Consider the following 20963-nt stretch of genomic DNA (forward strand, 5'->3'; position numbering starts at 1 on the left):
TCGGGGGATGTCATGAGAACAATTCATATTGATAGTATTATTGAAGCTGTAGAAAGGCTTTGTATAGACTCAAATTATTATATAAGTGACGATATATTAAAAGGTTTGGAGAGAGGTTTTGAGGCAGAAGAATCGGATAATGGCAAGGAGATTTTGTGCAAGATTATTGAGAATGCACAGATAGCTAAGGAAAGGTCTATGGCAATCTGTCAGGATACCGGAATGGCTGTTGTTTTTATTGACATAGGCCAGGAGGTGCATATCACGGGTGGAAGTCTTACCGATGCAGTCAATGAAGGAGTAAGAAGAGGTTATGAAAAAGGGTATCTAAGAAAGTCGGTTGTTAACGATCCAATAGAAAGGATAAACACAAAGGATAATACTCCGGCCGTGATTCATTATAATATTGTTGACGGAGATAAAATAAAGATAACTGTAGCTCCTAAGGGCTTTGGAAGTGAAAATATGAGTGCTCTTAAAATGCTTACTCCTTCCCAGGGGATAGAAGGGGTTAAGAAATTTATAATTGAGACGGTTGAAAAGGCGGGTCCGAATCCGTGTCCTCCCATTATTGTTGGAGTAGGTATAGGGGGAACCATGGAAAAGGCGGCTTTTTTAGCCAAAAAGGCACTTTTAAGGCCGATAGATAAACGAAGTGATGTACCGTACTTAAAAGAGTTGGAAGAGGAGATGCTGGAGCGTATAAACAGACTGGGTATAGGTCCTTCGGGCTTGGGAGGCAGAATTACAGCCTTGGGAGTAAACATTGAGGTTTTTCCGACTCATATTGCAGGTCTTCCGGTGGCCGTGAATATAAACTGTCATGCAACAAGGCATGCAGAAACCATTATTTAAATGTTAGTTATTCTGTGAAGGGTGGTAAATATGAAACATATTATTGAAGCGCCTTTGACTGAGGAAAAGGCAAGAGAGCTCAGAGCTGGAGATATTGTAAGCATCAATGGAATAATATACACGGCCAGGGATGCAGCACATAAAAAGATGGTAAGCCTTGTAGAAGAGGGTAAGCCGCTGCCATTTGATATAAGGGATCAGATAATATATTATGTAGGGCCTTGTCCGGCAAAGCCGGAGAAATCATTGGTTCTGCAGGTCCGACAACCAGCAGCAGGATGGATGCCTATGCTCCTTGCCTGATAAAACTCGGATTAAAAGGTATGATAGGTAAGGGATTAAGAAACGAAGCGGTTATTGATGCAATGAAAAGCCATGGTGCTGTGTATTTTGGAGCGATTGGAGGAGCGGGAGCTCTGATTGCAAAGTCTATTGTTGCGGAGGAATTGATTGCTTTTCCTGAACTTGGAACAGAGGCTATAAGGAAACTTACTGTTAAAGATTTTCCTGCCATTGTTATAATCGACAGTTATGGGAACAATCTCTATAAGACTGGAAGGGAAAAATTCCAAATTAATACTTTGTGAGAATATTTATTTAACAGGGAAAAAACAGGGTATATTTTTATTTAACAATAGTGTATAATAAATTTAGGTTAAGTTTATACGACATTGAATATTTCAAAAGTTTGGAGGGATAGGGATGAGCAAGATTACAAAGGATATGATTATAGCCGATGTACTGCAGTTGGACAGAGGTACCGCTCCCATATTTATCAATAATGGAATGCATTGCCTTGGCTGTCCGTCTTCATCAGGTGAAAGTATTGAAGATGCATGTGCAGTTCATGGAATAGATGCGGATAAGCTTGTCAAGGAGCTAAACGAATACTTCGAGAAGAAATAAAGATAATTTTAAATTAACATGAAAAATAAATCTGACAAAAATAAGACATTTATTGTCTTATTTTTATGTACTTTCTTAGATAAACTCTTCGGATTTTCTGCTTCAGTTTTGAGCAAAACCCGAACTTTTAAGTACCAACTCCGTGAGAATGTTCGAATGTTTTGTTGTTTTTATTGAGTATAAATGATATTATATAATAGTAATTTGTTTAGGTTGTAATTAAATTATTTTAAAGTTATAATTTATATGTTCCAAAAAATAAGGAATGCAGTACCATTAAAATATACTGGCAGCGAGTAGGTTTTGTTAATTACAGTTCCAAACGTTGTCTGAGAATAAATCGCCATTTTTTATGGGTAATTTGCCTAATGCGGTTTATATAGTTTATGGTCTGACTTCTGGAATAGGGGGGAATATTAGAATGGCTACCAGAGTTGTAGTAGGTACCCAATGGGGAGACGAAGGAAAAGGCAAGTATATTGATATGCTGGCTAAGGACTCGGATTTAGTGGTACGGTTTTCAGGCGGAAATAATGCCGGACATACAATAGTGGCCAATGGTGTTAAATATGCATTGCATCTTATACCGTCGGGCATACTGAATGAAGGCAAGACATGTATTATAGGCAATGGAGTAGTAGTTGATCCGGCAGTTTTGTTAAAAGAGATTAAGGAGCTTAATGAGAAAGGAATAAGCACCAGCAGGCTTTTAGTGAGTGACAGAGCTCATGTTATCATGCCCTATCACAGACTGCTGGATGAGCTTCAGGAGAAGTTCAGAGGTAACAACTCAATTGGAACAACCAAAAGAGGCATTGGCCCGTGCTACTCTGATAAGACGGAAAGATCGGGAATCAGAATGTGTGACCTTATTGATGAAGAGGTATTTATCGGTAAGGTAAAAGAGAACTTAAAGGTAAAAAACCTCATAATTGAAAAGGTATATGGCGGGCAAAAGCTGGATGAGGAACAGGTTATATCCGAATACCTTGAGTATGGGAGAAAGCTTAAGGAATATGTCTCAGATGTAAACAGCATTATATTTGAGGCTATAGAACAGGATAAGAATATATTGTTTGAAGGAGCTCAGGCAACATTTTTAGACCTTGATTTCGGGACTTATCCGTTTGTTACTTCTTCCAACCCTGTGGCAGGCGGAGTCTGCACAGGTGCAGGAGTTGGACCTGTCTTTATCAATGATGTATACGGGGTTTTGAAAGCTTATACTTCAAGAGTCGGCGCAGGACCATTCCCTACGGAGCAGGACAACGAGATAGGGGACAAGATAAGAGAACTTGGTTGGGAATATGGTACAACCACAGGAAGACCAAGACGTTGCGGTTGGCTGGACCTTGTTATGATAAAGTATGCTGCCAGAGTAAATGGGCTTACTGCACTGGCAATAAACCATGTTGATACAATAGGCAAGTTACCGAAAATCAAGCTTTGTGTTGCATATAAGAAGAATGGACAGCAGACGCGCAATTTTCCATCCAGCCTGAAGGAGCTTGCCCAATGTGAACCTGTATATGAAGAGTTTGACGGTTGGGATGAAGACATATCAAATGTTAAATCCTTTGATAACCTTCCGGATAATGCGAAAAAGTACTTGCGCAGAATAGAAGAGGTTGTTGGAGTTAAAATAAAGCTGATTGGCGTAGGGAAAGAAAGGGAGCAGACTATCGTCGTCTAATGAAAATTAAAACTTCAAGTTAGGTGTTTTGCAAGCCGTAAGTAAACTGTATTGAAAAATTGACTTCTAACTTTAAGTATCATAAGAAAGTGTCTTAATGCGGCTTTTAGGCGCTCAAAACTGCTCGTGAACGATAATTAAGAGCGGTTTTGAGCTGCTGGCGGCTGAAAGAATAGCATCTCGAAAAAAGTTATAAAAAATATAAAAAAAATTTAAAAAATCAGTTGACAGAACTATATAACCTGTTGTAATATATATAACTGTGTGATGCAGGAATCACAAAGATTTTTGGGCCATTAGCTCAGTTGGCAGAGCACATGACTTTTAATCATGGTGTCCCGCGTTCGAGTCGCGGATGGCTCACCAGGTAAAAAAGGAAGCTTGTGACGCATAGCAGTCATAAGATTCCTTTTAAAACCACTAAACAGGCAGAATTGGAAATAAAAAATTAAATTTTATACTTGACATTTTGATAGGTTCCGGCTAAAATATACTTTGTCAGATAAATTGACAACAGGCGAATAAGCCGGTAATAAAGAAAAAATATTTGTTACATGGCCCATTGGTCAAGCGGTTAAGACACCGCCCTTTCACGGCGGTAACAGGGGTTCGAGTCCCCTATGGGTCACCATTATAAGCCTGTATTAGGTGCTGGTCTGCCAGAAGTTATTTATCGCTGGCGGACCAGTAGGCAGGTCAAAGGAATATGGCCCGGTAGTTCAGTTGGTTAGAATGCCAGCCTGTCACGCTGGAGGTCGAGGGTTCGAGCCCCTTCCGGGTCGCCATTATAAATTTAATATAAGCTGGTGTAGCTCAGCAGGTAGAGCAGCTGACTTGTAATCAGCAGGTCGGGGGTTCGATTCCGTCCACCAGCTCCATATGGAGGGATTCCCGAGTGGCCAAAGGGGGCAGACTGTAAATCTGTTGGCTCCGCCTTCGATGGTTCGAATCCATCTCCCTCCACCAGAAAAGCGAGTATAAAAATACTCGCTTTTGCTTTTTTGTGCCAAACTGAAATTACAATATCAAAAGCTTAGAATGAAATAAAATAAAATAAAAGCTGAGAAAATGCTCTCAGCTTTTATTAATTGGCTATTTTATAAATTTACTTAATTACCTTTTCTAATATTTATCTTATCTGTCTTGTCTTCTGAGAAATTTTTGGTTTGTCTTACGATGTATAAAGGTCTTCCTTTGGCTTCGTCATAAATTCTTCCTATGTACTCTCCCATGATACCGAGAATTATAAGGGTAATTCCGTGGAAGAACAGATTGATTGCAACGGTTGAGGCCCAACCCTGCTGTACATGGTTTGTAAAGAGCTTCATGCATATAACTACAATAAGGTATATGAAACTGCAGAATGAGAGCAGAATACCGAAGTATGATGCCAGCTTTAAAGGCTTGTAGGAGAATGAAGTGATGGCATCGGAAGCAAACTTCAGCATCTTCTTCAATGGATACTTTGTCTCACCGGCAAAGCGTTTTTCCCTTGTAAACTCAATACCTGTCTGTTTAAAGCCAAGCCAGCTTATTATACCGCGAATATATCTGTTGCGCTCATTAACCATCTTGAGAGCCTCACAGACCTTCCGGTCGATAAGTCTGAAGTCGCCGGTATCGACGGGAATGTCCACATCGGTCATTCTTCTTAGGAAGCGATAAAATACTTTTGCTGTAAACTTCTTAAAAAAGGTTTCTCCCTTTCTTTCCTTTCTTTTCCCGTACACAACGTCATAACCTTCACGCCACTTTGCAATCATTTCAGGAATAAGTTCCGGAGGTCCTGAAGGTCGGCATCGATAACGACTATAGCTTCACCTTCGGAATAATCCATTCCGGCAGTTATTGCGGTTTGATGGCCAAAGTTTCTTGCGAAATCCACCAGCTTTACCGTTTTATCTTTGTTGCATATTTCATTGGCCATAATGGCTGTTTTATCTCTGCTGCCATCGTTTACAAATATTATTTCATAAGGCTCCTTTAACGACTCCATAACGTTTTTCAGCCTTTTATATGTTTCAAGAATTACTTCTTCCTCATTATAAAGAGGTACAACAACTGAACAAACAATTTTTTCTGACATTTCTTTGCCTCCAATTTAATTATTTAGAAATACCATGAATCAAACCATTTAAGGTATTTCATGTAAGATGTCGGAACTTCCAGTCCTGACAATCCAGGATAGAAGAGTATAAACAGTGCCAATACTATTCCTAAATAAATACATGCAAAATATTTCATGCCACTATATTTATCGGCAGCTTTCTTGATAACATAAACAATTATCAGTATTAAAAACGGAACTATGGAGAAATAGTGATATATGAATGCAATTCTGGGAACGGCAATCCACGGTACGTACTGGAATATGAGTCCGGCCAAAGGTACCAGCATTTTCTTGTCATACTTATACATACCTATAAACAGCAGGGATATGCATATAAACAGACAGGCCCATATAATTGCCTGAGTACTGTCGCTCTTTAAATATTCATTTCCTCTTTCGACGTCTTTAAAGAGATAAAGTATCGTACCGAAAGCAGCCGAGGAGGCGATGCTGGTAATCAAAATGTTCGTATCCAGCCTTGACAGTGCCAGCATGATTGCAATAATTCCAAAGAAAATTACTGCCCACCATAATTCGGCACTTCCTGAGTTAAAGAGGGTTGTAAAGAAGTTTTTCGGCAATGCAATGTATCCAAAGGTTACTGCTCCCAAAGCAAACAGTACAACAAGGTTTTTGTTGAGTTTTGAAAGTGCCCATATGGTGACAATTGCTAATGCCAAAAGTCCAACCCACCATACTGCAGGATTTCCCATTGTAAATATTTTTGAAGTCATGCCTGGCGCAAGGTTGCTTCCAAAGTAAAACGCCATAGGTTTGGCGATTATAGGCCATTCCCACCATGCAGACTGGTACGGATGTTCTGCTTCCAATCCTGAGTGATAATTGAGCATATATTTTGAGTTTTCGTAGAATATGGAGATTCCGTTGTTTTCTCCCGGAACCATCATATAAGGAATATATGACATAATGTAAATTACCAGAGGAATCACAACAAAGAATAAAACGCATGCCCCTAGTGTAATGGCTAAGTTCGAAGGATAATCACTAATCCACAGAGGTTTCTTCTTTGTATTTGCAGTTGTCAGCTTGTTATATTCAACAAACTCTGTTGCCTTGTTTATAAAGAACAGAAGAGCAAGTCCGGCAGCTCCGTATATCGCAATCCACTTGCTGGCTGCACCGAGACCGAAGAAGAGTCCGCTTAAGAACAAAGGCTTTAAAGACTCTTTGAGGGTGGTATTGTAGGACTTATTAATAAAGTAGTCATACATGTAGTAGTACATGAATATAACAAATAAAGTAACGTAGCTGTCTATAGTTGCTATTCGTGTTTGACTGAAGTGCATAAAGTCAAACATCATCAAAAATGCGGTACAGAAGGCGTAAAATCTGCCTTTAAAGACTTTCTTGCCAAAGATATACATTGCAGGTACCATTGCAACACCAAACAGAGTACCTACTATTCTCCAGCCAAAAGGCACCATTCCGAATACAAGGATACCCAATGCTATGAAAATCTTTCCGAGAGGCGGGTGGGTTATTTCATACGGGGACATTCTGTGAATATGTTCAAAGGCTGTTCTCGCATGATAAATTTCATCAAAGTACATTCCGTTCATGTAAGAAGGCTTAAATGCAAACTTGTCCGGTTCGTCAAAAAGATTGTCTATTGTAGCCTTGCTTTCATCTTCCAATACACTGTCAATAATTTTGATGTTTTCCACAGGCACTGTGCTTCCTTGCTCAACTATGGCTATTTCGTTGAACGCACCTCCTGTAGAATCTACAATAAACTTAAGCTGCTTGGTGGTTACCGGTGCTGTGTCGAGAAATTCCCATATGAATATATTTTTCTTCTCGATAGTTGCAAGATGTTTGAAGTTTGATTTTCGTCAAGATATTCAACTCTTAGTTTGGAATGAGGATTGTATTTGGTGCTGCCAAGTCCACTGTAATAATATATTCTTGATAGAGTGGTCTCTTTACCAAGGTCTATGGTAAAGTACTCGCCGGGGAGGGTTGGCTCCCATGAAGTAGTGGGAACTTTAAAATCTCCAAGGTTGTACAACGCAATAACCAGATAAATGAGGGTCATAACACCCATTATTGCAAAATCGGTTTTGTCAAATTTGACTTTTATCCATTTCTCATCATCGTTATTAATATTTTGAGTTGCGGACTTGCTTTCATTTGTTTTTGCATTTGATTTTGCATTAAGAGCGGGTATCTTGTCTTTAAACAATGTGATAAATATAATGCAAAGGAAGAGAATAAAGAATATTACTGCTCCCAGCATCAAAAGTCCTTTACTGCCGTTGTTTTCGGATGTATTCTGATTATCTCCTCCGCTATAGCTCGGATCCATGTTAACTGCTGTTTTACCGGGAGGAAGACTATCGAGTTCGACAACTTCAACATCGTCAATCCAGATTTTACCGGTATTAATGTTGCCGTATCCTCCAAGACCTATGGTAAGAACAAAGGTTTCTTGATTTGGGCTGGTCTTTCCGTATAACTCAACGTATTCCCAGCCATTGCTTGTTTCAGAAATATCTCTTGAAGTTTCCAGGCTGCCGTCAATAGAAATGTTGGCACCTTTGGTCTCGGTTCCGACATTTTCTGTTTTTACCCAACAGGACATTCTGTAATATGTATTTCCCTTTACCTTAATTGGCTGCTTATACCTGGAATCATTTTCTTTGTTGTTGATAATGCATGCACTTTTGCTGCCCGAGTGATACTCGGTTTCATCAATAAAAAATTCGGTTGTTCCGGCAGATTTTTCCCAACAGTCAGTCTGCCAGAAATGCAAACTTTCTGTAGTTCCTTCCTCAAATCCCGGGTTTCTAACAAGATTCTCACCTTGTGCAAATACTGAAGAGGAAAAAATAAACTGCATCGAGATTAATAGTACAAAGCAGATCTTTAATAGTTTTTTCGACACTTTGTAAGCACCCCCACAAATTCATAAATATAAATAATGATAAAATATTTAAACATAAATGCAGAAAGGCTGAAAATCAGGCTTTTGCATTTATGTTATAAACGATGTCACTTCATCCTTGCCGGTTAGTTTTGAATTATACCTGCCGCCTTTCTGATACTTTTAGAATAAAAGTTTTGTCCTCTATTTACCTTCACATTAATTATCGTTGTCATCCTTGATGTCGGAAGATTTATTGCTGTCAATTTTGTTTGAAGCATTACCGCTGTTGCCGGAAGGATTATTCGCTGATTTATAAGTGTTGAAAACAGCAACACCCACAACAATAGCTGCAAGAATCAATACCACCCAGACAACCTTGCCTAATTCGGTTTTGCTTTCGTCTTTTTTTGATGAAGAGTTGTTGCTGCTATTATCGGAATTATTATCTTTATTATCTTTGCTCTCATTTTCCGTAGGCTTTATTATAGCACAAGGTGCGCCTTCGGGTATTGTTTCAACCTCTTCCATCAATACATTGTCAAAGGACGCTTTACCAGTGCTGAGTGCACCGTATCCGCCAACACCTACAGTAACTTTCATTGTTTCCATGCCGCTCTCAATAACCGTATACAATTCGACATATTCCCAATCATCGGTTGTTCCTTTGATTTTTTTTGATGTTACCTGTTGACCGGCTATTGAAAGATTTGCGCCGTTGCCTTCCTCACTGACATTTTCGGTTTTTATGTAACAGGATAATTTGTACTTTTTGTTTTCTTCAACCAGGACAGTTTGGATATATCTGCTGTCATTTGGTACATTGTTGGTAATGGTAGCATACTTTTCTCCCAATTGAGGGTTATCGGTTTCAACTTTAAAAACTGCTGCGTCGGATGACTTGTCGTAAGAATGCGTAACCCAGTTTGCAGGTGAACCGTCTATCAACTGTTCAAAAGAACCGTTAAAGATATAGTTAATAACTTGAGCATAGGAAGCAACTGCAATAGTTAGTAATAAAGCTGCTGTAATGAGAAATACAATTAATTTTTTAAACACTTTCATCTACCTCCAAAAATAAAAGTATATTAATAACTCAATAATAGAAACGAAGTTATATATTTATTCGAAAACACTAACATCAACTGTTTGCGCCAATGTTTTTACGTTCCGAATTTTTACTTGCCACCTTTTCACTTATTATATATCTTGGACGGAACTTAACCTCGTCAAATATTTTTGCAATGTAAGTTCCTATAATGCCAAGGCTTATCATTAATGTACTGCCGATTATAAGAAGCAGAAGAATAACAGTAGTAAAACCGCTTACGGCAATACCTCTGAACTTCATATACAAGGTATAAATACCCAGTATTAAAGAACCGAAGAGAAAAAACATTCCCATTAGTGTGACCAGATGAAGCGGAAGCGAAGAAAAGGATGTTATTGCATTTATGGCAAGTTTGAAAAGTTTTATAGTTGACCATTTTGATTTTCCCTCTTTTCTTTCTACCACTTCAAAGGAAATGGTTGTCCTTTTGTATCCCAGCCAGGCGGACATACCTCTAAAGAAAGTATTGCGCTCCTGCATGGTGTTCCACGAGGCTACTACTTTGGAGTCAAGGAGTTTGAAATCGGATGCACCGTCTAAATTAAAGCCAGAAAGATTCTTTAATATTGAATAGAATAAGTGTGCTCCAACTTTGTTTACGACACTCTCTTTACCCCTTGAAGATTTCACCCCCTCTACAACATCATAGCCTTCTTCTTTCCACAGGCGCACCATCTGGGGGATGAGTTCCGGAGGATGCTGAAGGTCGGAATCCATAACCACACAGGCATCACCATGAGCAGCTTCCAAGGCTGCGCAAAGAGCGGCTTCCTTGCCGAAATTCCTGCTAAGTTTTATGGCTATTACATTCGGAAGATCGGAAGACAGCCTTTCAAGCTCTTCCCAGGTATTGTCCCGGGAACCGTCATCTACTAGGATGAATTCATGATTAATATTGCTTTCAGTCAGAATTTTGTGGATTATGTTTATGTTTTTATAAATTTGCTTTGCCTCATTATATACCGGAATAGCAACTGAAATTAAATATGTACTCATAATTATCTCCTATGTTTTATATATGACTTTTTTATAAACAATAAAGTTCCAAGATGTTAAAACTCCTTGGAGCATCGGTTTGGCAATGGGGCCGGGGATTTTAATTATGCGCGTTAAAACATACCATATACCAATGTTGCCGACGGTTAGATTGAATATAAAGAGAAGCATATAGTAAAATAGCTGAGTACCGGTGTTGCTTTTAGATTGAAACGACCAGAATTTGCTTGCGAGGAAAACGATCCAAAAAATTAGAATATAGTAGACAATTACATTTGCAATGCGGTCATCAAGTCTTATTACCTCTGACAATAACACAAACGAAGCCCATTCTATGCCCAAATATGTGAAACCTGTAATGAGATATTTTTTAAACTGTGTTACAGACTTTTCTGTAAAGAAATCTCCAAAAAATTCGTTTTTTTTCACCTTATCAACAAATGCTCCTGCAAACATATATCCTCCAAGGTAACGGCATAATTATGAAGTCGAAAATAAAGTTTTTGATTATTTCGACAAAATAATCAAAAACACAACAATAATTCCAAAATAATTATATCAAACTCCTAAAAACAAAAAATATAGAAGTATATGTCTATATTATAGCAGTATTATGGGTAATAAGCAATTTTTATTTTATGAGTCACTGTCAGTGATTTTTGCCTGAGAAGAGCAAGCTCTTGGGTGAGGCGGGTTATTCTTTCCGACTGCCTTGACACGGTCACTGTGTACCGAGATTGTATAAAATCAAATACCCAAGGCCAAACAAAAATAATAGGGATGGAGGATTCTTTATATCAAGCCATCTGGAAACGGTTTCAATAATAACCGGAGTACTGGATAATACAAGGAGAATAATGCTCATTAGAATCCATAGCAGGCTGTAGCGTTCCTGAAGCTTGTTTTTTCTTACCAGTTCGATGACAAGCAATAAAAAGAACACACTAAATATTATTGATAAGGAATACACATTTATAACCATTCGATTCACCTCTTTATTCCTCGGAAGATCTTAATGTACCAATAATAAGGGCAAGACTTACCTTCAACATGTAATATAGTGAACGAAAAATGGTGATAGAGGATTTGCCTCCCTGGCGCTCATGCATTTCAACCGGAAGTTCTGCAATCCTGAAATTCCTTTTTTTGAGTCTGAGCAAGACATCAACTTCAGGATAATCTACAGGATAACAGTTGGAAAAATAATTTATTACATCTCTGTTTACAGCCCGAAAGCCCGAAGTTGTATCCTTGAATTTTTGGTTTGTCAGTGTGCTTACCAAAAATGAGAAAAAAATCATTCCCATTCTTCTAAATACCGATGATTTGTAATTGGTTCTGCTGATGTACCGGGATCCGACAACTACATCCGCCGAACCGCTAAGAATGGGTTTTATCAAGTCCTTTATATAGGAAGGATCGTGTTGCCCGTCCCCGTCAACCTGAACAGCGATGTCATAATTGTTTTCTTTGGCATATATGTATCCGGTCTGCATTGCACCTCCTATTCCGAGGTTATAGGGAAGGTCTATTACCTTGGCACCGGCCCTTTTTGCTTCCAAAGATGTATTATCTTTTGAACCGTCATTTACCACAAGGATATCAGTTTGAGGCATTTTAAGGCTTATCCTTTGGATAACGTTTTTTATTGTAGCTTCTTCGTTGTATGCAGGGATTATAACGAGAATTTTCATTTATCCGCTCCTTTATCAATAAATTATATATATCACAATAAATGCATATTGTGCATGAGTATATTTATATTTTGCTTCAAAAACAATATTAAATGCACAAAATTCTTTTTTTCATATTGCCATATGAGAAATGTGTGTTATAATGAGTACAAAGAAAAATGCAAGTTTTTATTTGGGAGGTTGCAAAAATGAAGTTCACTAAAATGCACGGGCTGGGGAACGACTATATATATGTAAACTGCTTTGAAGAGATTGTCGAAAATCCTTCAGAAGTTGCAAAAAGAGTCAGTGACAGGCATTTTGGCATTGGTTCCGACGGCCTTGTGCTGATAATGCCCTCGGAGAATGCGGACTTTAGAATGAGAATGTTTAATTCCGACGGTTCTGAAGCCGAAATGTGCGGAAATGCGATAAGATGTGTGGGAAAATACGTGTATGACAACAAAATGACAAATAAAAATGTTGTAACGATAGAGACATTGGCAGGAATAAAAGTTCTTGAATTGTTTATGCAGGATAATGAAGTGAAACTTGTAAAAGTTGATATGGGAGAGCCTATATTGAAGCCTGAGAACATACCTGTGTCAAGCGGCAAGGAAATTTTCAAGTCAGAGCCTGTGGAGGTAGACGGAAGAGAATTTAGGGTTACATGCGTATCAATGGGAAATCCCCATGCAGTATCTTATATTGATGATGTAGATGTTTTTCCTCTTGAGCAAATCGGGCCGAAGATGGAGACTCACAGTCTTTTTCCAAGAAAGATAAATGCAGAGTTTGTGGAAGTAATAGACAGAAACACCCTTAAAATGAGAGTTTGGGAAAGAGGAGCGGGAGAGACTTTGGCCTGCGGAACCGGTGCCTGTGCCGTACTGGTGGCATCGGTATTAAACGGTATCAGCGAAAGGAAGGCAACTGTAAAGCTTTTGGGGGGAGACCTCATTGTGGAATGGAATGAGAAGGACAATCATGTCTATAAGACAGGGCCGGCTGTAAAGATATTTGAAGGTGAAATTGATTTGAACCGTGTTTAAACTTTCAATAAGCCTCATTGATAAAGTGACTGATTTTGCGGCTGGGCTCATTGGAAGGATAAAAATAGAATGGAGGTTATTTATGGCTTTTATTAATGAAAACTATCTTAAGCTTCCGGGAAGCTATCTTTTTTCTGAAATTGCAAGAAGAGTGAACAATTTTAAAAACGAAAACCCCAATGCAAAAATAATTCGATTGGGTATCGGGGATGTAACAAGGCCATTGGTGCCGGCGGTTATTGATGCTATGCATAAAGCAGTGGAAGAAATGGCAAAAGAAGAAACCTTCAGGGGATACGGACCGGAACAGGGCTATCGCTTTTTGATCGACAAAATAATTGAAAACGACTATGCACCTCGGGGCATAAAGCTTGATGAAGACGAGGTATTTGTAAGTGACGGAGCAAAAAGCGATACCGGAAACTTCCAGGAGATATTTGGCTTAGACAACAAAATCGCCGTTACCGACCCTGTATATCCTGTTTATGTAGACAGCAATGTTATGGCAGGAAGAACCGGAGAATATCTTGAGCACGGGTACTTTGAGAAAATAACCTACCTTCCGTGTACTGCAGAGAACAACTTTATCCCGGAGCTTCCGAAAGAGAAAGTGGATATTATTTACCTTTGCTTCCCCAATAACCCAACGGGAATGACTTTGTCCAAGGAAGAACTGAAAAAGTGGGTTGACTATGCAAAAGAAAACCGTGCAATAATACTTTTTGATTCGGCATATGAGGCGTTTATCCGTGAGAAAGATGTACCGCACAGCATTTATGAGGTTGAGGGAGCTGATGAGGTAGCAATTGAATTCAGAAGCTTTTCCAAGACAGCAGGGTTTACCGGAACAAGATGTGCTTACACTGTTGTGCCTAAAAAGGTTGTAGCCTATACCAAAAACGGAGAAGCGCATCAGCTCAACAGTCTTTGGAACAGAAGACAGACAACAAAATTCAATGGTGTTCCTTATATCATACAGCGGGCTGCCGCAGCAGTGTATACTCCGGAAGGCCAGAAACAGATTAGAGAAACCATAGATTATTATATGGACAATGCAAAAATAATCAAAGAAGGGCTGGAGGATGCCGGTCTTACCGTATTTGGAGGGGTAAATGCTCCGTATATCTGGCTTAAGACTCCGACAGGTATAAGTTCATGGGAATTCTTTGATATCATGCTCAAAGAAATAAATGTTGTCGGAACGCCAGGGTCGGGATTCGGGCCAAGCGGAGAAGGATATTTCCGATTGACGGCTTTTGGCAGCAGAGAGAATACACTGGAAGCTATTGAAAGATTTAAAAATTTGAAACTTTAGTAAGATTTCTATAAATTTTAACTTTATTGATTGTATTAAAAAATATTATACACATATACTAAGAATACTATTTCTTATGAGGATATATGGATTTTTGAAGATAGGTGAAATATGAATTTTAGAAAAGGTATTCTTTATATATGTGTAGTTTTTTCGTTGATTTTATTTATACAAGGAATATATACTCTTTTGTTTGCAGAAGAGGAATACAGCGGTACGAAGTTTGGCGGCGAATACAATTTTGTAGAGATTGTGAAAAGAAAAATTGACGAAGAAGAGCCGAAGAATACGATCTCATATATAAACGTACTTGTTTTGGGGCTTGATGATGATGAAACGAGATCCGATGTTATTGCGCTAATAAACTACAACCCTATTGAAAGCAAAATGAAAATATTGTCCATTGCCAGGGATACCAGAGTAAGAGTCAACGGCAAGTACACAAAGATAAACTCCCTAATAGGAAAAGGCGGAGAAAAATTGGTAGTTGATATGGTAGAGGAAATAACCGGACTTCCTATAGATTACTACATCACTCTGAATTTCAAAGGATTTAGAGAGATTGTTGATATATTAGGGGGTGTGGAGATAGACGTGCCTTTTGACATGGACTATGACGACCCGTATCAAAATCTCCATATCCACCTGAAGAAAGGAAAACAGGTGCTGGACGGCAAAAAAGCGGAGGAATTTGTTAGGTACCGCAAGGGCAACCACTCCGGCGAAGGTTATGAGGATGGAGATCTTGGACGGATAAAAATGCAGCAGTTATTTATCGAAGAGTTTGTAAAGCAAAAGCTGAAATTAAAATATTTACTGAAGGCGGACGAGATTTTTTATACCCTGAAAAAGAACATGAGGACAAATATTGAGATTGGGGACATTCGTTATTTTATAAAGAATGTAAAAAATATAAAAACTCCTGCAATCGAGGGATACACGCTGCCGGGATATTCCAGATATATTGGAAGTCAGTGGTTTTATATATATAATAAGAAGGAAACAAAAAAGTTGATAGAAGAAAATTTCCGTTATGACAATTAACAGAATAAAATAAGACGTTAAAATCAGCTGTAACAGGCTGATTTTTGTTGCGGGCCTGTTTGGGTATAAATTATATAACTGCTTTAAAGTTATTGATTTATGTATTATAATTTTATGAGAAGAAATGATTTGAGGTGTTTATCGGTTTGAAAAATATAGGTTTTACAACAAGTATACCCGTTGAAGTAATATTTGCGGCAGGACACAAGCCTGTTGATTTAAATAATGTATTTATAACCAATGATAATCCCGGAAAGCTGATAGAAGTCGCTGAAAACGCAGGTTCCCCAGAAATACCTGTGCGTGGATAAAGGTATTTACTCTGCAGTTGCTGACATAGGAGGAATAGACGAACTGATAGGTGTTGTTGAGGGGGACTGCTCTAATGCAAAGGCTCTTGTGGAGGTTTTGGAGCTTAAAGGAATACAATGCTTTCAGTACTCCTATCCCAATTCCCGGAGTTATGAGCAGTTGAAAAAGGAGATTGACAAGCTTTGCAGTCATTTTGGTGTCAGCTATGACAAGTGTTTGGAAGTCAAAAAAGAATTGGACAAGATTAGACAGAGGCTTTCTTATCTGGATGAATTGACGTGGAAGGACAATAAGGCCAGCGGGTTTGAGAATCACATATGGCAGGTTTCGAGCAGTGATTTTAACGGGGATTATATCACCTTTGGACATAAGCTGGAGGATGCGATTTCTTCCATTGAGAAGAGGGAGCCGAGGACAGAGAGTAAAAGAATAGGCTATATGGGAGTTCCTCCAATTAATGGAGATATATACGAATTTGTTGAATCTCTTGATGCCAGAGTGGTATATAATGAGGTGCAGAGACAGTTTACAATGGCAGATTCCATCGGTATGGAAGACATTGTGGAAGAGTACAGGAGGTTTACCTATCCGTACAGCATAAGATACAGACTTGAAGATATAATTGCTCAAGTGGAAAAAAGAAGGATTGACGGTATTATACACTATACCCAGGCATTTTGTTTTAGAGGTATTGAGGATATTATAATAAGGAAAGAACTCAATGTCCCGGTTCTTACCCTTGAAGGGGACAGACCCGGCAAGCTGGATCAGCGGACGAAGCTTCGCATTGAAGCATTTATTGATATGCTGGATGAGTAAGTTTTATAAAATGCAAACTATATTTGAAAAGGTGAATTATGAGAGTATTGGGAATAGATTTGGGAAGCAGAGCCGTTAAACTGGCTGTTTTTGAAGATAGCAACTTTGTAGAGAGCATGGTTTATGATACCGCATCTTTTTACCGGGACTTTTGCTCCAATGTAAATCAGAAAATCAGCATTGATTTTGAAAAACTTGATAAAGGGAGCTTTGACAGTGTGGTGAGCACCGGCTACGGGAGAAACAATGTAAATGTGGAAAATGCAACAGTGATACTGGAGTTAAAGGCTCACACATACGGTGCAGTGTGGCAGACCGGGCTTGATAATTTCACGCTTCTTGACATAGGGGGACAGGACAGCAAGGTCATATCGGTTAGAAACGGAAAAATGGCGGATATGATTCTGAACGACAAGTGTGCCGCATCCTGCGGAAGGTATTTGGAGAACATGGCAAACGTTCTCGGCATCGGCCTTGAAAAACTTGTAGGATATCATGAAAACCCGGTGGAGCTTAATTCTACTTGCGCTGTTTTCGGTGAATCGGAGCTTATCGGGAAGATATCCGAGGGATACGGCATCAAAGAGCTGGCTGCAGGAGTAAACTACTCCCTTTTCAAAAGGATTAAGCCGATAATCGAAAGGTTTCCCCATGAAAATCTGGTGGTCTGCGGCGGTGTTGCTCAGAATAAGGCATTATTGGAGTATATTAAATCCGAACTTGATTTCAAAAAGGTTGTTATACCGGAAAAGCCTCAACTAAATGGTGCCATTGGCTGCTGTGCATTCAAGGTTAGAAAAATAAACCGCAGTTAATAGATATATTAATGAATATTTTTTTGAAAAAGCATTAATATACTGGTATACTTATATAAATCGCATCAATTTATGCTACATTATTTATATTATATTTGTTACATTACTTGTATTACGTTGCTATATTAATAAATTACATTGGTTATGTAAATATTCTAATATTATTGGAGGATATTATGAGAAGAGCTGTTGTATTGTTATCCGGCGGTCTTGACAGTACCACTTGTTTGTCAGTTGCATTGGCAGAGGGCTATGAGGTCTATCCCCTGTCTTTTGACTACGGGCAGAGGAATAGAAGGGAGCTTGAAAGTGCCAAACAGGTAGCTAAGTATTTTAAGATTAAAGAGCACAAAATCGTGAAGATAGGAAATGTAGGGGGAAGCGCTTTGACAGACATGGAGATAGATGTTCCCGACTACAAAGGTCTTCCGAGTATACCTGTTACATATGTGCCGGCAAGAAATATAATTTTTTTAAGCTATGCAGCGGGATATGCTGAGGTGGTGGACGCCGATGCCATTTTTATCGGTGTTAATGCTGTTGATTACAGCGGTTACCCGGATTGCAGACCGGAATTTATTGAGGCCTTTCAGAAGGCGATAAACGTGGGAACAAAGAACGGTGTCAACGGAAAACCGGTCAAAATAATTACTCCTTTAATAAACCTTACTAAAGCAGAGATTATAAAGCTGGCATGTGAGAACAATGCACCGCTTCATTTGACTACAACCTGCTACAAGGGCGGAGAAAAAGCATGCGGTGTCTGCGATAGCTGCGTTTTGAGGCTTAAAGGATTTAAAGAGGCCGGAATTGTGGATACCATAGAATATATGGAAAAAACTTGATTCAAATATAATTTTGAAAGGATTGCAGTGATGAAAATTGGGAAAGTTGCTATAACAAAGGTGTTTACATTTGATAGTGCACACCATTTGGTGGACTATAACGGCAAATGCAGAAATATTCATGGACATACCTACAAATTGGAGGTTACATTAAAAGGTACTCCCGATAAAAACGGTTTGGTAATGGATTTCCATGACTTAGAAGACATAATAGAAGATGAGGTGCTGGAAAAGGTAGATCACAAGTACCTTAATGATGTGTTTGATTTTAATCCTACCTGTGAAATGATAGGACTTTGGCTCTGGGAAGAGATTGCAAAAAGGGTTCAAAATACTCAATGCAGCTTGGAGAAGCTGGTACTGTGGGAAACGCCCACCAGCTATATAACCATTGACAAGCACGACATGGAGTAGTCTTGCTTTCAAAGGAGATAAGAACATGAAAGTAAATGAGATATTTTTAAGTATTCAGGGAGAAAGTATGTCCGCGGGTTTCCCAACTGTATTTGTCCGATTTACCGGCTGCAATCTTCGATGCAGCTATTGTGACACAAAATATGCCTATAACGGAGGAGAGGATATGACTCCCTCTGAAATATTTGAAGAGATAAAAAAGCTTCATTATAAAAGGGTATGCCTTACGGGGGGAGAACCCCTTTTGCAAAAAGAGCTGGGGGAGCTTTTGGTTCTTCTTGACGACTATACTGTGACTATTGAGACCAATGGCTCTGTCGGTCTTGGAAGTGTTGTCCTTAAAAATCCAAGGCATTCTTATGTTATGGACATGAAGGTGCCTTCCTCGGGATGCAGCGGACAAATGCTGTTTGAAAATTTTGATTTGCTGAAGGAGCAGGACGAAATAAAGTTTGTGGTAGGGGACAGAACTGACTATGAGTGGGCAAAAAGCATAATTTCAAAGTACCATAAAAAAGGGACCGTAACCTTTTCTCCGGTATATGGAAAAATCGATTATTCCGCGTAGTCCAATGGATACTTGAGGACAGGCTAAATGCAAGATTTCAGGTTCAGCTTCACAAGGTGATTTGGGGACCTGATAAAACAGGGGTATAAATAGTATGTATAATTGGGATGAACTGATAAAAGCATGCTCAAACTGTAATAAGTGCCGTTTGGGCAAGACAAGAACCAATATAGTAATTGGGCGGGGAAATGTAAACGCGCCCCTTATGCTTGTGGGAGAAGGCCCCGGAGAGCAGGAGGACCTTCAAGGGCTTCCTTTTGTTGGGCCGGCAGGAAAGCTTCTGGACTTATTGCTGAAAGCGATGAGAATAAAAGAGGACATGTACTATATAGCCAATATTGTAAAGTGCAGACCTCCCGGCAACAGAGTTCCTACTGACGAGGAAGCTGAAATGTGTCTGCCCTATTTGAGAAATCAGTTGGTACTTGTCAAACCCCGTATAATAGTATGCTTGGGCGCAACAGCAATGAAATACATCATTGACAGGAATGCAAAGATTACCCAAATCAGAGGTCAATGGATTGAAAGAAAGGGGTATTGGATTATAGCTACATTTCACCCCGCCGCTTTGTTGAGAGATGAATCGAAAAAGGTTCTTATGTGGGAGGATTTTAAAAAGGTTAAACAGAGGTTGGATAGTATATGTCAAAATCAGATCAGCTAAAAGATTTATACGATTTATATAAGAAAGAATTCCAGGGGAAAGAAATTGTTCTGGGCGACGGAAGTGTTGATTCCAAGTTGGTATTGATAGGAGAAGCACCGGGTAAAGATGAAGTTTTGAATTCAAAGCCCTTTGTAGGAGCTGCAGGAAAAAACCTTGCGGAATTTTTGGACAAGTTAGGACTTAAGAGAGAGGATATATATATAACCAATGCGATAAAATATAGGCTCTCAAAGGTAAATCCGAGACGGGAAGGGTTTCAAACAGACCTGCGACTAAAAATGAGATTCTTGAAAACAGAGATTATTTATTAAAGGAAATTGAGATTATTAATCCCGAATATATAGTCACATTAGGAAATGTACCTTTAAGGTCGGTGCAAGGAGACTTTAGCATCAGCATTGGTCAAGTTCACGGAACTTTGAGCAGGGTTAAGGTTTTGAGAGCGGAGTTTAGCCTGTTTCCTCTCTATCATCCTGCAAGTATTATATACAATGCAAAGCTAAAAGAGATTTATGATGAAGATTTAAACAAGCTGAAGCTGTTAATCGGTTAGTATAGATTCAGCCTTTATTTAAAAAATATAGTCAAAGAATGTGGAATGGGAAAAAATATTGAGAAAAAAAGCGTATTATTTATTAATTGATAGGATAAAATAAATTCTAGGGTAATATTTAGGGTTATAGCTTGCTTTTTGGCGAAAAATAACCCCTTGACTTTATTATATTTTCGATGTTATAATTTAAAAGCTGTCACGGCCGGTGACTTTGAGACAAATAGAGTCGAGAAGGAACGGAAAAATGAAAAAAATACCTGAAAAAAAAGTATTGACAAAATGAAGACAGCATGATAACATATAAAAGTCGCGCTGAGAACAAAGCGCGAAA

At 38.8% G+C, this 20963-nt stretch carries 17 protein-coding genes, 5 tRNA genes and 5 pseudogenes; 19 read left to right on the forward strand and 8 right to left on the reverse strand.

The features are described from left to right. Positions 1-12: 12 nt before the first annotated feature. The 9 genes and pseudogenes from JCM21531_RS11430 to JCM21531_RS11470 all read left to right on the forward strand — a co-directional run bounded on the left by JCM21531_RS11430 (position 13) and on the right by JCM21531_RS11470 (position 4420). Positions 13-855 carry a fumarate hydratase gene (locus JCM21531_RS11430; protein ID WP_038290012.1) on the forward strand — a complete coding sequence of 281 codons (843 nt, stop codon included), beginning with the start codon at positions 13-15 and terminating at the stop codon, positions 853-855. A 30-nt stretch (positions 856-885) separates the two neighbouring features. Beyond that, positions 886-1442: pseudogene (locus JCM21531_RS11435) on the forward strand (Fe-S-containing hydro-lyase). A 115-nt stretch (positions 1443-1557) separates the two neighbouring features. Then, complete coding sequence (locus tag JCM21531_RS11440) at positions 1558-1761, forward strand: DUF1858 domain-containing protein (protein WP_038290015.1); 204 nt, start codon at positions 1558-1560, stop codon at positions 1759-1761. 421 nt (positions 1762-2182) lie between these two features. Further along, on the forward strand, positions 2183-3454 hold the full coding sequence (locus JCM21531_RS11445) for an adenylosuccinate synthase (protein WP_038290017.1): 1272 nt from the start codon (positions 2183-2185) through the stop codon (positions 3452-3454). Positions 3455-3744: 290 nt separating this feature from the next. Beyond that, positions 3745-3820: transfer RNA gene (locus JCM21531_RS11450), tRNA-Lys, on the forward strand. Positions 3821-4010: 190 nt separating this feature from the next. After that, positions 4011-4085 (forward strand) — tRNA-Glu (locus JCM21531_RS11455). A gap of 77 nt (positions 4086-4162) precedes the next feature. Next, a tRNA-Asp gene (locus JCM21531_RS11460) sits at positions 4163-4239 on the forward strand. A 17-nt stretch (positions 4240-4256) separates the two neighbouring features. After that, positions 4257-4332, forward strand: a tRNA-Thr gene (locus tag JCM21531_RS11465). 3 nt (positions 4333-4335) lie between these two features. After that, positions 4336-4420 (forward strand) — tRNA-Tyr (locus tag JCM21531_RS11470). Positions 4421-4563: 143 nt separating this feature from the next. Here JCM21531_RS11470 and JCM21531_RS11475 read toward each other — a convergent pair. The 8 genes and pseudogenes from JCM21531_RS11475 to JCM21531_RS11505 form a co-directional block, all read right to left on the reverse strand. Beyond that, positions 4564-5540, reverse strand: a pseudogene (locus JCM21531_RS11475) (glycosyltransferase family 2 protein). Between the two features lie 23 nt (positions 5541-5563). Next, positions 5564-7249 carry a phospholipid carrier-dependent glycosyltransferase gene (locus JCM21531_RS21980; RefSeq protein ID WP_243467568.1) on the reverse strand — a complete coding sequence of 562 codons (1686 nt, stop codon included), beginning with the start codon at positions 7247-7249 and terminating at the stop codon, positions 5564-5566. 86 nt (positions 7250-7335) lie between these two features. Next, positions 7336-8469 carry a hypothetical protein gene (locus JCM21531_RS21985; protein ID WP_243467569.1) on the reverse strand — a complete coding sequence of 378 codons (1134 nt, stop codon included), beginning with the start codon at positions 8467-8469 and terminating at the stop codon, positions 7336-7338. A gap of 198 nt (positions 8470-8667) precedes the next feature. Continuing rightward, positions 8668-9507, reverse strand: a complete 840-nt coding sequence (locus JCM21531_RS11485; protein WP_038290019.1) for a carbohydrate binding domain-containing protein — start codon at positions 9505-9507, stop codon at positions 8668-8670. Between the two features lie 82 nt (positions 9508-9589). After that, positions 9590-10555 (reverse strand): glycosyltransferase family 2 protein, encoded by a 966-nt coding sequence (locus JCM21531_RS11490; RefSeq protein WP_038290022.1) that lies wholly within the window; start codon positions 10553-10555, stop codon positions 9590-9592. Between the two features lie 9 nt (positions 10556-10564). After that, the gene (locus JCM21531_RS11495) at positions 10565-11011 is read right to left on the reverse strand and encodes a GtrA family protein (RefSeq protein WP_038290025.1); all 447 of its coding nucleotides are present in this window, start codon (positions 11009-11011) and stop codon (positions 10565-10567) included. Between the two features lie 265 nt (positions 11012-11276). Further along, complete coding sequence (locus JCM21531_RS11500) at positions 11277-11537, reverse strand: DUF2304 domain-containing protein (protein WP_243467571.1); 261 nt, start codon at positions 11535-11537, stop codon at positions 11277-11279. A gap of 13 nt (positions 11538-11550) precedes the next feature. Next, positions 11551-12249 carry a glycosyltransferase family 2 protein gene (locus tag JCM21531_RS11505; RefSeq protein WP_038290028.1) on the reverse strand — a complete coding sequence of 233 codons (699 nt, stop codon included), beginning with the start codon at positions 12247-12249 and terminating at the stop codon, positions 11551-11553. Positions 12250-12437: 188 nt separating this feature from the next. Here JCM21531_RS11505 and dapF point away from each other — a divergent pair, with 188 nt between their 5' ends. The 10 genes and pseudogenes from dapF (at position 12438) to JCM21531_RS24870 (ending at position 20632) form a co-directional block, all read left to right on the forward strand. Beyond that, on the forward strand, positions 12438-13280 hold the full coding sequence (dapF, locus tag JCM21531_RS11510; RefSeq protein ID WP_038290031.1) for a diaminopimelate epimerase: 843 nt from the start codon (positions 12438-12440) through the stop codon (positions 13278-13280). Positions 13281-13362: 82 nt separating this feature from the next. Beyond that, positions 13363-14595: an LL-diaminopimelate aminotransferase gene (locus JCM21531_RS11515; RefSeq protein WP_038290052.1), complete on the forward strand. Its 1233-nt coding sequence runs from the start codon at positions 13363-13365 to the stop codon at positions 14593-14595. Positions 14596-14706: 111 nt separating this feature from the next. Beyond that, positions 14707-15639, forward strand: a complete 933-nt coding sequence (locus JCM21531_RS11520; RefSeq protein WP_038290034.1) for an LCP family protein — start codon at positions 14707-14709, stop codon at positions 15637-15639. 146 nt (positions 15640-15785) lie between these two features. Beyond that, a pseudogene (locus tag JCM21531_RS11525) lies at positions 15786-16770 on the forward strand (2-hydroxyacyl-CoA dehydratase family protein). Between the two features lie 38 nt (positions 16771-16808). Beyond that, positions 16809-17585 (forward strand): acyl-CoA dehydratase activase, encoded by a 777-nt coding sequence (locus JCM21531_RS11530; RefSeq protein WP_038290037.1) that lies wholly within the window; start codon positions 16809-16811, stop codon positions 17583-17585. A 176-nt stretch (positions 17586-17761) separates the two neighbouring features. Next, positions 17762-18430 (forward strand): 7-cyano-7-deazaguanine synthase QueC, encoded by a 669-nt coding sequence (gene queC, locus JCM21531_RS11535; RefSeq protein ID WP_038290040.1) that lies wholly within the window; start codon positions 17762-17764, stop codon positions 18428-18430. 30 nt (positions 18431-18460) lie between these two features. After that, positions 18461-18844 carry a 6-carboxytetrahydropterin synthase QueD gene (gene queD / locus JCM21531_RS11540; protein WP_038290043.1) on the forward strand — a complete coding sequence of 128 codons (384 nt, stop codon included), beginning with the start codon at positions 18461-18463 and terminating at the stop codon, positions 18842-18844. Positions 18845-18869: 25 nt separating this feature from the next. Further along, positions 18870-19501: pseudogene (locus JCM21531_RS11545) on the forward strand (radical SAM protein). A 5-nt stretch (positions 19502-19506) separates the two neighbouring features. Beyond that, complete coding sequence (locus JCM21531_RS11550) at positions 19507-20076, forward strand: uracil-DNA glycosylase (RefSeq protein WP_038290046.1); 570 nt, start codon at positions 19507-19509, stop codon at positions 20074-20076. Further along, a pseudogene (locus tag JCM21531_RS24870) lies at positions 20055-20632 on the forward strand (uracil-DNA glycosylase). The gene JCM21531_RS11550 and the pseudogene JCM21531_RS24870 overlap by 22 nt, the downstream one beginning before the upstream one ends. The last annotated feature ends 331 nt before the right edge of the window (positions 20633-20963 follow it).

Source organism: Acetivibrio straminisolvens JCM 21531 (assembly GCF_000521465.1).
Taxonomy (GTDB): Bacteria; Bacillota; Clostridia; order Acetivibrionales; family Acetivibrionaceae; genus Hungateiclostridium; species Hungateiclostridium straminisolvens.

Excerpts from the sequence above, each read along its gene's own strand:
- JCM21531_RS11515 (WP_038290052.1), top strand. The coding sequence starts at position 13,363 with ATGGCTTTTATTAATGAAAACTATCTTAAGCTTCCGGGAAGCTATCTT.
- JCM21531_RS11500 (WP_243467571.1), bottom strand. The coding sequence starts at position 11,537 with ATGGTTATAAATGTGTATTCCTTATCAATAATATTTAGTGTGTTCTTT.
- JCM21531_RS11550 (WP_038290046.1), top strand. The coding sequence starts at position 19,507 with ATGTATAATTGGGATGAACTGATAAAAGCATGCTCAAACTGTAATAAG.
- JCM21531_RS11505 (WP_038290028.1), bottom strand. The coding sequence starts at position 12,249 with ATGAAAATTCTCGTTATAATCCCTGCATACAACGAAGAAGCTACAATA.
- JCM21531_RS11440 (WP_038290015.1), top strand. The coding sequence starts at position 1,558 with ATGAGCAAGATTACAAAGGATATGATTATAGCCGATGTACTGCAGTTG.
- dapF (WP_038290031.1), top strand. The coding sequence starts at position 12,438 with ATGAAGTTCACTAAAATGCACGGGCTGGGGAACGACTATATATATGTA.
- JCM21531_RS11490 (WP_038290022.1), bottom strand. The coding sequence starts at position 10,555 with ATGAGTACATATTTAATTTCAGTTGCTATTCCGGTATATAATGAGGCA.
- JCM21531_RS11520 (WP_038290034.1), top strand. The coding sequence starts at position 14,707 with ATGAATTTTAGAAAAGGTATTCTTTATATATGTGTAGTTTTTTCGTTG.
- queC (WP_038290040.1), top strand. The coding sequence starts at position 17,762 with ATGAGAAGAGCTGTTGTATTGTTATCCGGCGGTCTTGACAGTACCACT.
- queD (WP_038290043.1), top strand. The coding sequence starts at position 18,461 with ATGAAAATTGGGAAAGTTGCTATAACAAAGGTGTTTACATTTGATAGT.
- JCM21531_RS11530 (WP_038290037.1), top strand. The coding sequence starts at position 16,809 with ATGAGAGTATTGGGAATAGATTTGGGAAGCAGAGCCGTTAAACTGGCT.
- JCM21531_RS11430 (WP_038290012.1), top strand. The coding sequence starts at position 13 with ATGAGAACAATTCATATTGATAGTATTATTGAAGCTGTAGAAAGGCTT.
- JCM21531_RS11445 (WP_038290017.1), top strand. The coding sequence starts at position 2,183 with ATGGCTACCAGAGTTGTAGTAGGTACCCAATGGGGAGACGAAGGAAAA.
- JCM21531_RS11495 (WP_038290025.1), bottom strand. The coding sequence starts at position 11,011 with ATGTTTGCAGGAGCATTTGTTGATAAGGTGAAAAAAAACGAATTTTTT.